12 protein-coding genes and 1 tRNA gene are annotated in these 15,007 nt (G+C 68.2%); 7 read left to right on the top strand and 6 right to left on the bottom strand.

All coding sequences use genetic code 11. The features are described 5' to 3' along the window. Positions 1 to 23: 23 nt before the first annotated feature. Positions 24 to 2,258 carry a hypothetical protein gene (locus XM1_RS12455; RefSeq protein ID WP_068433862.1) on the bottom strand — a complete coding sequence of 745 codons (2,235 nt, stop codon included), beginning with the start codon at positions 2,256 to 2,258 and terminating at the stop codon, positions 24 to 26. 156 nt (positions 2,259 to 2,414) lie between these two features. On the opposite strand from XM1_RS12455, the gene XM1_RS12450 reads away from it, so the two are divergent. From XM1_RS12450 to XM1_RS12435, 4 genes are all read left to right on the top strand, one after another. After that, a complete protein-coding gene (locus XM1_RS12450; RefSeq protein ID WP_068433860.1) occupies positions 2,415 to 2,732 on the top strand; it encodes a hypothetical protein in 318 nt (105 codons plus the stop codon). A 65-nt stretch (positions 2,733 to 2,797) separates the two neighbouring features. Continuing rightward, positions 2,798 to 4,447: a peptide ABC transporter substrate-binding protein gene (locus XM1_RS12445; protein ID WP_068433858.1), complete on the top strand. Its 1,650-nt coding sequence runs from the start codon at positions 2,798 to 2,800 to the stop codon at positions 4,445 to 4,447. After that, positions 4,444 to 5,385, top strand: coding sequence for an ABC transporter permease (locus tag XM1_RS12440; RefSeq protein ID WP_197603075.1), 942 nt, complete (start codon positions 4,444 to 4,446; stop codon positions 5,383 to 5,385). Before XM1_RS12445 ends, XM1_RS12440 begins: the two co-directional genes overlap by 4 nt. Next, the gene (locus tag XM1_RS12435) at positions 5,382 to 6,206 is read left to right on the top strand and encodes an ABC transporter permease (RefSeq protein ID WP_068433856.1); all 825 of its coding nucleotides are present in this window, start codon (positions 5,382 to 5,384) and stop codon (positions 6,204 to 6,206) included. The genes XM1_RS12440 and XM1_RS12435 overlap by 4 nt, the downstream gene beginning before the upstream one ends. Before the next feature lie 135 nt (positions 6,207 to 6,341). Here XM1_RS12435 and XM1_RS12430 read toward each other — a convergent pair whose 3' ends face one another. Together XM1_RS12430 and XM1_RS12425 are read right to left on the bottom strand one after the other, a co-directional pair. After that, positions 6,342 to 7,166 (bottom strand): universal stress protein, encoded by an 825-nt coding sequence (locus tag XM1_RS12430; RefSeq protein ID WP_068433854.1) that lies wholly within the window; start codon positions 7,164 to 7,166, stop codon positions 6,342 to 6,344. A gap of 87 nt (positions 7,167 to 7,253) precedes the next feature. Further along, a complete protein-coding gene (locus XM1_RS12425; RefSeq protein ID WP_068437763.1) occupies positions 7,254 to 8,618 on the bottom strand; it encodes an SPOR domain-containing protein in 1,365 nt (454 codons plus the stop codon). Positions 8,619 to 8,799: 181 nt separating this feature from the next. Here XM1_RS12425 and XM1_RS12420 point away from each other — a divergent pair, with 181 nt between their 5' ends. Further along, positions 8,800 to 10,335, top strand: coding sequence for a CYTH and CHAD domain-containing protein (locus XM1_RS12420; protein ID WP_068433852.1), 1,536 nt, complete (start codon positions 8,800 to 8,802; stop codon positions 10,333 to 10,335). Positions 10,336 to 10,417: 82 nt separating this feature from the next. Here the strand turns inward: XM1_RS12420 and XM1_RS12415 are convergent, their stop codons facing one another. Continuing rightward, positions 10,418 to 12,838, bottom strand: a complete 2,421-nt coding sequence (locus XM1_RS12415; protein ID WP_231920492.1) for an EAL domain-containing protein — start codon at positions 12,836 to 12,838, stop codon at positions 10,418 to 10,420. A 144-nt stretch (positions 12,839 to 12,982) separates the two neighbouring features. After that, positions 12,983 to 13,159: a DUF4169 family protein gene (locus XM1_RS12410; protein WP_082700716.1), complete on the bottom strand. Its 177-nt coding sequence runs from the start codon at positions 13,157 to 13,159 to the stop codon at positions 12,983 to 12,985. A gap of 122 nt (positions 13,160 to 13,281) precedes the next feature. Here XM1_RS12410 and XM1_RS12405 point away from each other — a divergent pair. Further along, positions 13,282 to 13,358 (top strand) — tRNA-Asp (locus XM1_RS12405). A gap of 193 nt (positions 13,359 to 13,551) precedes the next feature. Here the strand turns inward: XM1_RS12405 and XM1_RS24560 are convergent. Beyond that, entirely contained in the window at positions 13,552 to 13,776 is a 225-nt protein-coding gene (locus tag XM1_RS24560; protein WP_172821872.1) for a hypothetical protein, read from the bottom strand. Between XM1_RS24560 and XM1_RS12400 the strand changes: the two genes are divergently transcribed. Further along, on the top strand, positions 13,705 to 14,985 hold the full coding sequence (locus XM1_RS12400; RefSeq protein WP_068433846.1) for an ammonium transporter: 1,281 nt from the start codon (positions 13,705 to 13,707) through the stop codon (positions 14,983 to 14,985). The two genes, XM1_RS24560 and XM1_RS12400, sit on opposite strands and share 72 nt — an antisense overlap. The last annotated feature ends 22 nt before the right edge of the window (positions 14,986 to 15,007 follow it).

Raw genomic sequence — 15,007 nt, 5'->3', positions numbered from 1 at the left:
GCGGGACGCCCGCGCTCCCCGCCCTATTTATGCGCCATCGCCACCAGCTTGGCGATCCAGCCCAGCTTCCAGGCCAGGGCCAGCGCCGCCAGCACCACGCCCACGAAGACCACCGAACGCCACGGCGGCTCCTTCTGGGCGTAGGGATCCTTCATGGAGCGCTGGGCGCCCTCGGGCAGACGGGCCAGATGGGTCAGCGCCGTGCCGAAGGGGATGTTGATGCGGGCATGGGTGTTCACCGCCCAGCCGTTGGCGTCGAGGATCGGCCCCAGGTGCCGCTGGTGCAGCTTGAACGAGGCAATGATCATGCTGGGCCCCGACACGGCCAACACCGCGCCCAGCAGGGCGAGCGGAATTTGCCACCACGGTAGCGCCAGGAAGCCGGTCACCACCGAGGCGAGCGCCGTGCCGATGGCGCCCACCGCCAGCCCCAGGGCGGCGAAGATGCCGGCGAAGCGCCCCGCGTCGAAGGGCGCCGGCGGCGCGGCGGGCGCGGCGGCGGCCGGAGCTGCCGCCGGAGCCGCCGGAGCGGCGGCGGCGGCCGGCTTGGCGCCCGGCAGGGGGATCTTGGGCGACACCGCCAGGGCGGCGGCCTGATCGTCGGCGGCCTTGGCCCGGGCGGCGGCCATCTTCTCCACCGTCTGGGCGATGATCTTGCCCACCTTCTTGTAGGGCGCCCAGAACGACTGGCGGATGGAAATGGGGTGGTCGACGATATGGACGATGGTGGCGTCCCAATCGCCGCCCTTGCGGTCATAGAACACGCCGTTGCGCCCGACCATCAGTTGGTCGGAATCGCCGTCGGTGACGGCGGCGGCGATGTACATCTTCTCGCCGTCCTCGACGCCCCTGCGCCGGCATTCGCAATAGACCAGATAGATGCGGCTGAGCGTGGCGATCACCGCATGCTTGCCGGGCTCCTCGACCCGGACGCACAAATCGCAGGACCGGCCGTCGATGAACAGGGTGCCGGCCTGGAACACCGCCTTGTGCTTGCGGGTATAGAAATCGCGGAAGGCGACGAAGTTGTTCAGCAGCACCGCCAGATCGCGGCAGCAGCGCAGCAGCTTGTCGACCGAATCGATGGCCTGGGCCTCGGCCTCCAGCGCCAGGTCCTGGGCGATCAGGGATTCGATGGCGGCCTGGGCGTCCATGGACAGAATGGCCCTGATCCGCGCGGTGCCAAGCGCACCCACCGGACCTTGCGGCATCTCACCCGCCCAGGCGGCCCGCGCCGCGAACCGCGCCTTGATCGCGGCCCAATCCTCGGCCGACAGGCTGTCGCGTTCGCCCAGCAGCGGCACCACCGCCTCGGCCTTGAAGCGGGCAATGGCCGCGCCCCAAGCGGGATTGAGCCCGGCTCCCAGCGGCAGATCGGCGCCGGCGGCCACGCCCGCCAGGGGGAATTCGGCCAGCGCCGCCGAATCCGGCGACAGCAATTGTCCGGCCAGCCCCGCCCAATCCTCCTCGGAGCGGTTGAGCGGCCCGGCGGCGCGGGTATCGAAGGCGGCCAGGGCGCAACGGGTGAACCAGTCGTCCAGCTTGGCCGCCACCGCCGCCACCGCCTCGGCGGCATGCTCGGATTCGCCCGCCACCGGGTTGAGGGCCGGGTCCTCATCGGCCTTGGCCGCCCAGGCGGCGTGGGCCTGGGCCGCCTCGAAGAAGGCCTTCACCTTGTCCAGATTGACGCCGGGCAGGCCGCCGCGATCGGTCTCGCCGCCCAGGCAGGCGATGATGTCCTCGATCACCGAACGAAGCGCCGGATCGTCGACGATTTCCGCCGGAACGATGCCGTCACCGTTGAAGTCGTTGGCGGCGAACACCTCCTGCACCCCGGACACCTCGGCCAGGGTGATGGTGTCGGAATCGGCCTTGCCGCTTTTGGCCAGGATGCGCTTGGCCGCCGCCAGCACGGCGCGGCCCTCGGGCTTGGCATCGTCGATCTCGGCCAGGGGCAGCGCATCCTCGCGCTTCAACAGCAGGTCGGGCTGCTTCAGCAGGTTGCCGGCCCATTCCACGGCGGCGATGACCTCGCCGGCGCGGATGCGGCCGTCATTGTCGCTGTCGATGATGTCGAGCGTGCGCTGGTCCAGCTCGATGCCCCGGGTCGGGCAGGACAGCGCCGCCCACAGCTTCTGGTCCAGCGAGCCCAGGCTCATCAGCGCCCGGCCGGTGTCGAGCCGCACCTGGTCGAAGCCGCCCGCCCGGAAGAACTTCCACTGCATCGGGCCCTGGTGATTGCCGGTTTCGTCGCTCATGTCCGCCCCCTGGAATTGAACATTTCCATCATGCCCGAAGCAGGCGCCGAGGCAAGCGTTACACTCTGTTACCCCTGCCGGCCCGCCCGACATCGCCTCGTTACCTTCATATGCTCTAATACAACCATGAGCGGGAACGAGCGATTGGAGGCTATCATGAAGACCATCCTCAAGACCCTCGCGGCATTCGCCCTCGTCGGCTTCGTCGCGTCCTGCGCCGCCAGTGCCGCCGACCAGTCCCCCACCCCGCAGACCTGGGGCCCCGGCTGGCGTCATGAGCAGATGCTCAAGGCCCAGAAGGACGGCAGCTTCGTCCCCGGCCGCGGCCCGGGCTACGGCATGTGGGGCGGTGGCCCCGGCTATGGCCGTGGCATGATGGCGTCGGCCATCGGCCCGGACGGCAAGATCGACGTGAACAAACTGCCCGCCGATTGCCCGATGCGCCAAAGCCTGACCCAGAGCCCGACCAAGTAGCGATCATTTGCGCAAAGCCCCGCCCCCGGCTTGACAGCCGGGGGCGGGGCTTTGATTCTAGGGAGATGTTCAAGCGCCTCGCCCCCCTGCTCGTCTCGACCCTGCTCGCCGTCCCGGCGCTTGCCAAGGACGAGCTCGCCATCGGCATCACCCAGTTTCCCGCCACGCTGAACCCGTCCATCGAATCCATGCTGGCCAAGACCTATGTCCTGGCCTTCGCCCACCGGCCGATCACCGCCTATGACGCCGCATGGCAGTTGACCTGCCTTTTGTGCGAACAGCTCCCGACCATCGAGAACGGGCTGGCCAAGGTGGAAACGCTCGACGGCGGCAAGAAGGGCATCGCCGCCACCTATACGCTGCGCGCCGACGCCCGGTGGGCCGACGGCACGCCGGTGACCACCGACGACGTGGTGTTCAGCTGGCAGGTGGGACGCCATCCCCAGTCCGGCGTGGCGGCAGCCGAGCTGTTCCGCCGCATCACCCGCGTCGAGGCCAAGGACAAGCGGACCTTCACGCTGCACGTGGACAAGCTGACCTTCGACTACAACGCCATCAACGACCTGCGCCTGCTGCCCGCCCATATCGAGAAGAAGCGGTTCGAGGCGGCGCCGGCCGAGTACCGCAACCGCACCGCCTACGACCAGGATTCCACCAATCCCGGCCTCTATAACGGTCCCTACCGGATCAGCGCGGTGGTCCAGGGCAGCCATGTGGTGCTGGAGCCCAACGCCCATTGGGGCGGCACCAAGCCGGCCTTCAAGCGCATCGTCGTCAAGGCTATCGAGAACACCGCCTCGCTGGAGGCCAACCTGCTGTCGGGCGGCATCGACATGATCGCCGGCGAGCTGGGCCTGCCGCTGGAGCAGGCCCTGGCCTTCGAGAAGCGCCACGGCGCCCGTTTCGACGTGATCACCAAGCCCAGCCTGAGCTACGAGCACCTGGACCTCAACCTGTCCTCGCCCCAGCTGTCGGAGCGGAAGGTCCGCCGCGCCCTGCTGCTCGGCCTCGACCGCGAGACCATCTCGCGCCAGTTGTTCGAGGGCCGCCAGATCGTCGCCCAATCCCTGGTGCCGCCGCTCGATTGGGTCTACGCCGCCGATCTGCCCAAGGCCGCCTTCGATCCGGCGCGGGCCAACCTGCTGCTGGACGAGGCCGGCTGGATGGTCGGGCCGGGCGGCATCCGGGTCAACCACCGGGGCGAGCGCCTGTCGCTGGAACTGGTCACTACCGCCGGCAACCGTTCGCGCGAGCTGGTGGCCCAGGTGATGCAAGCCCAGTGGAAGAAGATCGGCGTGGAGCTCAAGCTCAAGACCGAGCCGCCGCGCGTGCTGTTCGGCGAGACGGTGACCAAGCGCAAGTTCGCCCATATGGCGCTGTTCGCCTGGTACTCGGCGCCCGAGAACGTGCCGCGCTCGACGCTGCACTCTTCCATGGTGCCCAACGGGGGCAACAACTGGTCGGGCCAGAACTATACCGGCTATGCCAGCCCGGCCATGGACAGGCTGATCGACGCGGTCGAGGTGGAACTGGACAAGGACAAGCGCAAGGTCATCTGGCGCGACATCCAGGCGCTCTACGCCGCCGACCTGCCGGCGCTGCCGCTGTTCTTCAAGTCGGATTCCTTCATCCTGCCCAAGGCCTTGAAGGGCGTGCAGCCCACCGGCCACCAGGACCCCTCCCCCTATTGGGCGGAGCAGTGGCGGTGGGAGTGACGGCAAGGCTGATCCAGTCCCTCCTCGTCCTGCTGGTCATGTCCTTCGTGGTCTACGGACTGATGGGCCTGATGCCCGGCGACCCCATCGACCTGATGATCGCCGGCGATCCGCGCATGAGTTCCGAGGATGCGCTCAGGCTGAAGGCGCTCTACGGCCTCGACCGGCCGTGGACCGAGCGCTGGCTGCGCTGGCTGGGGCAGTTGCTCCAGGGCGAGTTGGGCTATTCCCGCCTTTACGCCCGCCCGGTGGCCGAATCCATGGCTCCGGCGCTGGGCAACAGCGCGCTTCTGATGCTGTCGGCCATGACGCTGTCGCTGTCGGTGGCGATCCCCTTGGGCATCCTCGCCTCGCTCCGCCCGGGAAGCCTGCCCGACCGGCTGGTCAACCTGCTGGCCTTCGCCTCGGTGTCGGTGCCGGTGTTCTGGCTGGGCCTGATGCTGATCGTGGTCTTCGCCGTGTCGTTGGGCTGGCTGCCGGCCGGGGGCGTCGAGACGGTGGGCGGCGGCGATCTGCCCGACCGCCTGCGCCACATGATCCTGCCCGTCTCCGCCCTGGCTCTGGCCGGCATCGGCCAAGCGGCGCGGCACATGCGGGCCGCCATGATCTCGGAAGCCGGCGCCGACTATATCCGCACGGCCAGGGCCAAGGGCTGCGGCCCGGCCCGGGTGGTGCTGGGCCACCAGCTGCGCAACGCCCTGCTGCCCATCACCACCATCGTGGCGCTGGAGTTCGGCGGGTTGTTCTCGGGCGCGCTGATCACCGAGACGGTGTTCGCCTGGCCCGGCATGGGCCGCCTGATCTACGAGGCGGTGATGGGCAACGACTTCAACCTGGCCCTGTCAGGGCTGTTGCTGGCCACCGCCATGACGCTCGCCGGCTCGGTGCTGGCCGACATCGCCTATCAGCGCCTCGATCCCCGGATCGGCCGGCGATGAGGGCGGGCGCCGCCATCTTAGTGCTGTTGCTGGCCGCCGTGCTGGCCGCGCCCTGGGCCCTGCCCTCCCCCGAGGCCATGGACCTCGCCATCCGTTTCGACCCGCCGACCCCGACCCATCTGCTGGGTACCGACGACCTGGGCCGCGACATCGCGGCGCGTCTGGCCCAGGGCGGTCTGGTCTCGCTCGGCGTCGCCGTGATCACCGCCCTGATGGCGGCGCTGATCGGCACCACCATCGGGCTGCTGGCCGGCTATCACGGGGGCTGGGCCGATTCTGCGCTGATGCGCCTGACCGACGGTGTGATGTCGCTGCCGCTGCTGCCCTTGCTGATCGTCATGGCCGCCGCCGATCCCGCCAAGCTGGGCGTGCCGCCCGGCATGACCGAGTCGGAAGTGTTCGCCGTGCTGCGCCCGGCTTTGATCATCGCCTGCGTCGCCTGGACCGGGGTGGCCCGGCTGGTGCGGGCCGCCACCCTTTCGGTGCGCACCCGCGACTATGTGCGCGCCGCCGAGGCCTTAGGCGCGCGGCCCATCCGCATCATGCTCCGCCATATCCTGCCCAACGTCGCCTCGCCCATCGTGGTGGCCACCACGCTGTCGGTGGGCAACATCATCCTGATCGAAAGCGCGCTGTCGTTCCTGGGGCTCGGCATCCGCCCGCCCCTGGCGTCGTGGGGCAACATGCTGACCGGGGCCATGGACGTGGTGTGGAGCGCCCCGCTGCTGGCCTTCTGGCCGGGCGCCGCCATCTTCGCCACCGTGCTGGGCTTCAACCTGCTGGGCGACGGGTTGCAACGGGCGCTGAACCCCAAGGGGTAGACTATGGGCTGCCGCCCATGCCCGCTCGGGGCCAGAGGCCCCAAACCCCATTCCATTATTTCATGAAACAAAGGGAGGGTTCGGGAGGCATGCCTCCCGATGGGGGCCGGGGCAAAGCCCCGCATGTTGCCCCCCTCAGTGGCTGAACAGCACCGGCACGGTCATGGAATCCAGCATGTGGCGGGTGGCGCCGCCCAGCACCATCTCGCGCAGGCGCGAACGGCCGTAGCCGCCCATGACCAGCAGGTCCACGTCCTCGTCGGCGGCGCGCGACAGCAGCATCTCGCCCACGTTGAGGTCGTCGGAGGCCACGTGCTCGCACACCGCGTTGACCCCGTGGCGCGACAGGTGCAGGCAGATGTCGGCGCCGGGAATGTCGCCGTGTCCGGCCATGCCATGGCCGGGATTGATGGCGATGACGTGGACCGTCTGGGCGCCCGCCAGCAGGGGCATGGCATCGTGGACGGCGCGGGTCGCCTCGCGCCCGCCGTTCCAGGCCACCATCACCCGGCGTCCCAGGGTGGGAAAGCGGCCGGCGAAGGGCACGACCAGCACCGGGCGGCCCACCGCCATGATCAACTCGTCGGCCAGACGCGGCGCATTGGACTGGGGCTCGGCCTGGCCGATGACCGCCAGGTCGGCGTAGCGGGCGTGCAGCGCCAGGGTCTCGGTCCGGGGCCCGCTGACGTCGCGCCATTCCCGCGTCACCCCCGGCCCGGTATGGCAGGCCGCCACCATCGCCTCGACGCGCTTGGCCTCCTCGGCGTCGCGGACCGCGCCGATCTGGTTGAGGTCGCCGCCGAACTGGGCGGTGACATGGGACGGCAACAGAGCTTGGTCACGGATGTTGAGAGCGATCAGATGAGCCTGGAAGCGGGCGGCGATGCCGGCCGCCAGATCCAGTCGCACATGGGCCCGCGGATTGTCGTCAACGTGAACCAGGATGTCCTTGTAGGTCATGACCGCCCCCTGAATTCTTCACGGCGGAATCATCTTAGCCCCAACCATGCGCCGGGGCCAAATCACTCCGCGAAGTGCAGCCCCCTGCTAATAGCTGGTCGCCTCGCAGGACTGGCGGTGCAGTTTGAGCACCTTGCACAGCTTGGTGGCCTCGGCGCGGCTCTTCATGGGGCCGGCGACGATGCGCCAGCGGGTGCCCCGCTCGCCCTGGTCGATCTTGGGGAAGGTGGCGCTGATATTGGCCAGTTCCTCGGGGAACTTGGCCTTGATCTTCTCCCAGGTGTCGCGCGCCGCGTCCTCGGTCTTGGCGGTGCCCAGGCTGACGCCCGGCGTGCCGCCGCCCGACGACGACTTGGCGCCCGATCCATTGGAGCCGCCCTGACGCAGACCGCTGGCGGTGCCCGACACCGGCTGCTTGGCCAGTTGGCTGTCCAGAACCTTCTCGACGGCGGCCTTCTCGCGCTTGGCCTCGTCGGCGGTGACGAGATTGGCGGCGCGCAGCCGCTCGACCCGGCCGACGGCGGTGGCGGCCTCCATCACGTCCTTGGGCGGCAGCACCGGCAGGTCCACCTTGCGCGGCTCGGCCGGCAGCAGGGCGTCAAGAATGGCCAGACGCTCGGCGCCGTGCTCGGCCGGCGACAGGGCGCGGCTTTCCAGCGCCACGGCCAGCGCGCGCAGGCGGTCCACCACCTGCTCCTCGGTGGGGCCGGGACGCTCCAGCCCCTGGGCCGGGGGCAGCTTGGCGGAATAGGGCAGCAAGGCCCCGAGATTGGTGTTGCGGCGCCGGGAATGCTCTTCCGGGGTGATCAGCCCCTCGTCCAGCAGGCGGCGCAGGACGCGGAAACGGGTGGCGACGTTGGTTTCCGCCTGGGTGGCGCCCCGGGGCGACATGGCGGAAGACGGCATGCTTCCCGGCTCGCCCAGCATCTCGGCGGCGACCGAGCCGCGGGCGGCGCCCTGGGGGCTCATGGGTTCGAAATTCTGGGGCGTCAGGTCAGGCTGGCGACCCGAACGCAGAGCCGAACCGGCGACATTGCGGCCCAGCATCTTGTCCACCACCAGCAGGTTGGCCTGGGCCACGTCCATCAGCGAGCGCACCTGCGGCCCGCCCTGGGACGGCGTGGTCAGCGTCACCTGCGGCCGGTTGGCGATGATCACCTCGTAATACTGGCGCGCCAGGTCGTAGCGACCGGTCGCCTGATAGACCATGCCGGCGGTGTAAAGCGCGTAAGGATCCTTGGGGTTGCGCCGAAGCGCCCCGATGGCCAGGCGCTCGGCGGTGCCGTATTCGCCCCGGGTCAGCGCGGTCATGGCCCTTTCGCTGGAATCGTCGTCGAGCAGGGGAGACTTCATCACGGCGTCGGTGAAGCCGCGCGGGTCGTTGAGCACGCCGCACCCCGCCAGCGCCGCCACCAGCGACACGGCCAGGATGCCCCTGCGCAATCCTTTCATGCTCATAGACCTCGTCCCCCAACATGGCACGATCATCCGCCCCTCCCGGACTCTCACATCGGGCTGGACGGGACAAGACCTTTTCAGTCTTCTCGTCATATTGCTTCAATGAAAGTTCATATTTTGCTAATGGCCCGACGCCTGCCGGCTGGTATAATTGCGCCATCATCCGGGGGAGTGCATGGCCGACGTGACCGGGGACAACCGCGAGATCGAGTTGAAGCTGGCGCTGACGCCCGAGGACATGGCCCGCATCCTGGCGCGTCCCTGCCTCACCACTGGGCGGCTGGCCGAACCGGTCTCCAAGCACCTCGCCTCGGTCTACTACGACACGCCCGACTTCATCCTGGCGGCCCAGGGCGTCGCGCTGCGGGTCCGCCGCACCGGCTCGGGCTTCGTCCAGACGGTGAAAAGCGCCGGCACGGCAATCGGCGGCCTGTTCGACCGCGACGAATGGGAAGTGCCGCTCTCCTCGCCCGAGCCTGACATGGAGCAGTTGCGCCTTACCGGCCTCGCCGTCTTCGCCGAGGAGAATCTGGGCGAGCGCCTGTCGCCGGTTTTCTCCACCGAGGTGGAACGCACCCTCGTGCGCCTGGGCGGCGACGGCTGGGAGGTCGAGGCGGCCCTGGACCGGGGCGCGGTGCTGGCCGGCGACCGGCGGGAAGACATCGGCGAGCTGGAACTGGAACTGGTCAGCGGCAGCCCCGCCCACCTGTTCCATCTGGCCGCCCGCATCCTCGAGGAGAGCGCGGCCCGCCCGCTTTGCCTCTCCAAATCGGACCGGGGCTACCGGCTGGCGGCGGGCAAGGCCTCGGCCATCGTCAAGGCCAAGGCGCCGGTTCTGGCCCCCGACCAAAGCGTGGCGACCTCCTTCCAGGCCATCGCCCGGGCCTGCCTGGAACATCTGATGCTCAACGAGCGCTGCCTGGTGGCGACGGGCGCGGGCGAGGCGGTCCACCAGATGCGGGTGGCCATGCGCCGCCTGCGCTCGGCCATCAAGGTCTTCAAGGCGGTGACGGACGGCCCGGAACTGGAGCGGGTGAAGGACGACCTGCGCTGGCTGCTGGCCCATCTGGGGCCCGCCCGCGACGCCGAGGTCTTCTTGCTGGAAATCGTCGAGCCCGTCCTGGCCGCCCATCCCGACGATTCCGGCCTGGCCCAGCTGCGCGCCCATTGGCAGAAGGACCGCGAGGCCAAGCTGGCCGCCGCCCTGGCCGCCGTGCGCTCGCGGCGTTACGCCGCCATGATCCTCAATCTCGGCCGCTGGACGGAAACCGGCGACTGGCTGGCCCCGCGCAAGCGCCTGGGCGAACCGGTCGGCGCCTTCGCCACCCGCCGAATCGACAAGGCCATCCGCAGCCTGCTGAAGGAGGGTGGGGAAAGCCTGTCGCGGCTGTCGCCCGAGGATCGGCACGCGGTGCGCATCCGCTGCAAGCAGGTGCGCTACGCCGGCGAGTTCTTCGCCTCGCTGGTGCCGCGCAAGACCACCAAGGTCTTCCTGGCCGAGCTGTCCGAGCTGCAGGATATCCTGGGCCAGTTGAACGACATCGCGGTGGCCGGGCCCAAGCTGTCGGGCCGCGCCGCCGAGGCGGGCTCGTCACGGGCCGCCGGCCTGGTGGCCGGCTGGCACCAAAGCCGCCGCACCACCCTGCTGGCCAATGCCGACAAGGCCTGGAAGCGCTGGCGCGCCATGCCCGTTCCCTGGAACGAGAAGTAATTAAAGGAGGGGTGCGGGCGGGACGCCCGCGCTCCGACAACGGGCCGGCGCGTTTGGAGCGCAGGCGTCCCGCCCGCACCCCCTACCGGAATTCCCGGCCGAGCAGGGACGGGATTTCCGCCGCCGGAACCGGACGGCTGAACAGGTAGCCCTGGGCCATGTCGCAGCCGATGGCGGCCAGATGGGCCAGTTGCTCGGGCGTCTCCACCCCCTCGGCGATGACCTTGAGCCCCAGGCCCGACGCCATGGCGACGATGGTTTCCACCAGCACCTTGCGCTCCTGGCGCTCCAGCATGCCGATCATGAAGGAGCGGTCGACCTTCAGCGTGTCGAAGGGGAAGCGCTCGAGATAACTCAGCGACGAATAGCCGGTGCCGAAATCGTCGATGGACAGCAAGATGCCCATGTCGGTCAGGGTGCGCAGCAGGATGTCGATGTCGCCCCGTTCGGTGAGCAGCAGGCCCTCGGTGATCTCCAGCTCCAGATTGCGCGGCTCCAACCCCGATTCGGCCAAGGCGGCGCGCACGTCGTCGAGGAAGCCGGCATCCTGGAACTGGCGCGGCGAGACGTTGATGCACAGCCTGAGATCGGCATGCCCCGCATCCACCCAGCGCCGGGCGTCGCGGCAGGCGGCCCGCAGCACCATGCGCCCGATGGCGACAATCACCCCGCTGGTCTCCGCCTGGGGAATGAAACGCTCGGGCGGCACGTTGCCCAGTTCGGGATTGCTCCAGCGCAGCAGCACCTCGACGCCCACGGCGCGGCCGGTCTTGACCGCCACCAGGGGCTGGTAGGCCAGGTGGAACTGGTCGGTGCCGACCGCCCGGCGCAATTCGCCCTCCATGCGCAGCCGGGCCTCGGCCTCCTCGTTCATGCGGCTGGTGAAGAAGCAGAACCGGTTCCGCCCGGCCAGCTTGGCCTGGTACATGGCGATGTCGGCGTTGCGCAGCAGGGTCTGCTGGGTGCGGCCGTCGACGGGATAGATCGCCAGCCCGATGCTGGCGGTGGCGACCAGTTCGCGGCGGCTGATGGTGAAGGGATGGGAGAAGCGCTCGATGATGCCCGACGCCACGCCGCGCGCCGCCTCGTCATCCTGAAGGTCGCCGATGATCACCAGGAATTCGTCGCCGCCGAAACGGGCGACGACGCCCAACGAACCGGCCGCCTGCCGCAGCCGCTCCGAGGCCAGCACCAGCAGTTCGTCGCCGTATTCGTGGCCCAGCGAATCGTTGATGGCCTTGAATTCGTCCAGATCGACGAACAGCAGGGCCACCTTGCGCCCGCGGTCGCGGGCCTGGTCGATCTCGTGGCCGAGCCGGTCGAGCGCCTGCACCCGGTTGGGCAAATCGGTCAGGCCGTCGAACAGCGCCTGGTGCTGCAGCTTGCGCTCCTGCTCCTTGCGGATGGTGATGTCCTCGATCTGCAGCAGGTAGTGGGGGGCGTCCTCGCCGGGGGTGGCCACCTTCGAGGCGTAGACGTCCTGCCACTGATACTTTCCGTCCAGCCGCCGGACCCGGATCTCGCCCCGCCACTCGCCGCCGGCGAGCAGGCTTTGCCAAAGGTCCGCCTGCACGGCCCGCGCCTCTCCGGGATAAAGCGCCGCCAGCGTCATGCCGGGCACCTCGGCCCCCGGATAGCCGGTGATGGCGGCATGGGCGGAATTGACGTATTGGACGATGCCGTCGCCGCCGACCACCGTCACCGCCACGGGGCTTTGCTCCACCGCCTGGGACAGCAGGCTGACGCGGGCTTCCACCCGCTTGCTCTGGGTCAGGTCGCGGATGGAGGTGACGCGCACCGACTTCTCGCCCATCCAGCTATGCTTGGAATGGATCTCCATGGGAAAGACCGAGCCGTCCTTGCGCACGCCGCGCACCTCGTAGGGGACCTCGTATTGCTGGGCCACCATGCTCTTGGCGAGCGGGATATCGCGCGGATCGATCACGTCCCACGCCCACATGGTCAGCAATTCCTCGCGCGGGTAGGCGAACAAGGTCTCGAAGGCCTTGTTCATGTCGATGATCTTGCCCTGGAAATGAATGCAGATGGCCTCGGTCGCCACGTCGGACAGGCGGCGGAAGCGGTCCTCGCTGTCCTCCAGGGTCTTGCGGGTCTGCCAGATGTCGGTGATGTCGCGGATCGCCCCGATCACCCCATCGAAGCGGCCGTCCGCATTGGCTTGAGAGCAGGCGTAGATGGCCGCCCAGATGGAGATCCCATCCTTGCGCCGCATCTCCACCTCGGCCCGCACCGCGCGCCCCCGCGCCTGGCGGATGCGCTCGACGACCTGGACGCGGTCCTCGGGACGGACATAGAGCCGGACGGCCTCGGTGCCGACAAGCTCCTGGGCGTCGTAGCCGAACACGCTGCGGGCATTGGGCGAGACCCAGATGAAACGTCCCCGGGCGTCGATGCTGTAAAGCACGTCGGGCAGATCTTGCAGCAGCGCCGCGCGCAACGCCGCAGGAATCCGCGCTTCGTCGGATTCTGGTTCCCGAGCCATTCAACCTCCCGCTTGCCGGCACATCTGCGTGCGCCTCGTCCTTATTGAATTCTCTCTTTATTGGAGAATTTCAGGCAATTCCGAGTAGAGGCATCATACTCCAAAAGATGCCTTTTCAGAACATCTATCACCCAGGACCGGCCGTCACTCATCCAGCTTCTTGCCGTCGAGGTCCCGGGACAGCTTTTCCTCCTGCTGCCGGGCGGCCTCCTTTTCCTGGCGGGTCCGGCCGAAGCGGACACGATTGGCCTTGGCCGTCTCCTCCGCCTCGGCCTTGGCGCGGGCCTTGCGCACCTTGTTCAGATTGACGATCTCCGCCACGGCCACCTCCCATCAACGACGTCCCAACACATTAATAAGTCGCCCACCGGGCTGTCGAATCGCATCAGCGAAAAAACAGGCTTGCGCCCCCCGGATTCGACTGCTATATCACCGGCCCTCGCGCGGGTGTAGCTCAGTTGGTCAGAGCGCCGGCCTGTCACGCCGGAGGTCGCGGGTTCGAGCCCCGTCACTCGCGCCATTCCTCTCTTCGAGGAATAGCATCGCAAACGCCGGTCCCCCTGGGACCGGCGTTTTGCGTTGGCGCCCGCGCCATTCATGCACAAACATTCATCAATAAAATTTTATGCCTATGAATAGGGCTGCGCCTGCGAGTACACCCCTTTGCCCCTGAATGATTGCCCCATATTCAGGCATATGCCTCCACCTCATGCCTACTTTGCGCGCACGCCATCGGAGGCCATTTGGTCATCAGATGCCATAGCATTGATATTACGCGCGTTTTCGGCATCAGGGCATTTGGCATGCATCTTGAAGCCGCGCCGCCATCCCGCGGCGGCGGCAGCATTTTTAGGCAGAGGAAGCAAATGGAGACCACGAAGACAGGCGCCGATGTATTGTTCATCCTCCTGGGGGCGGTCATGGTTCTTGCCATGCATTCCGGCTTTGCTTTCCTCGAGGTGGGCACGGTCAGGAAAAAGAATCAGGTCAACGCCCTGGTCAAGATTCTCTCGGATTTCGCGGTCTCGACCATCGTCTACTTCTTCGTGGGCTACTCGGTGGCCTACGGCACCAGCTTCCTGGTAGGCGCCGACGTCCTGATCGGCAAGACCGGCACCGCTTTCGCGGCCTCGGGCTACGATCTGGTGAAGTTCTTCTTCCTGGCGACCTTCGCGGCGGCCATTCCGGCCATCGTGTCGGGCGGCATCGCCGAGCGCGCCAAGTTCACCACCCAGCTGATGGCCACCGCCCTGCTGGTCGGCCTGGTCTACCCCCTGTTCGAGGGCATGGTGTGGGGCACCCGCTTCGGCTTCCAGGACATGATGAAGGACTTGTTCGGCGTGGCCTTCCACGACTTCGCCGGTTCGGTGGTGGTGCATGCGGTGGGCGGCTGGATCGGCCTGGCCGCCGTGCTGATGCTGGGCACCCGGCTGGGGCGCTATCGCAAGGACGGCCGTCTGGTGGCCTTCCCGCCGTCGAACATTCCCTTCCTGGCGCTGGGCGCCTGGGTGCTGTCGGTGGGCTGGTTCGGCTTCAACGTGATGAGCGCCCAGGTCATCGCCGACATTTCCGGTCTGGTGGCCATGAACTCGCTGATGGCCATGGTGGGCGGCATCGTCACCAGCCTGGTGGTGGGCCGTAACGACCCCGGCTTCATCCATAACGGCGCCCTGGCCGGTCTGGTGGCCGTGTGCGCCGGCTCCGACGTGATGCACCCCGTCGGCGCCCTGGCCACCGGCGGCATCGCCGGGGCCATGTTCGTCTGGCTGTTCAACCTGTGCCAGATCAAGTGGAAGATCGACGACGTGCTGGGCGTCTGGGCGCTGCACGGCATGTGCGGCTTCATGGGCGGCATCGCCTGCGGCATCTTCGGCCAGGAGGCCCTGGGCGGCCTGGGCGGCGTCAGCTTCGGCGGGCAGGTGGTCGGCACGGTGATCGGCGCGGCCTTCGGCCTGGGCGGCGGTCTGGCGGTGTATGGCGGCCTCAAGGCGACGCTGGGCATCCGCCTGTCCGACGAGGAGGAATTCGCCGGAGCCGACCTTTCCATCCACCAGATCGGCGCCTATCCCGAGGACGCCACCACCGTCCACGACGACGGTCTGGCCATGTCGGTCCACTCGGCCAACAAGCGCAAGGCGGCGGGCTGAATTCATTGACCCTGAAACTCGA

This window comes from Magnetospirillum sp. XM-1 (assembly GCF_001511835.1).
In the GTDB taxonomy this organism is placed as follows: domain Bacteria; phylum Pseudomonadota; class Alphaproteobacteria; order Rhodospirillales; family Magnetospirillaceae; genus Phaeospirillum.
Note: the sequence above shows the minus strand (reverse complement) of the source record. Positions and strands in the feature narration are given on the sequence as shown.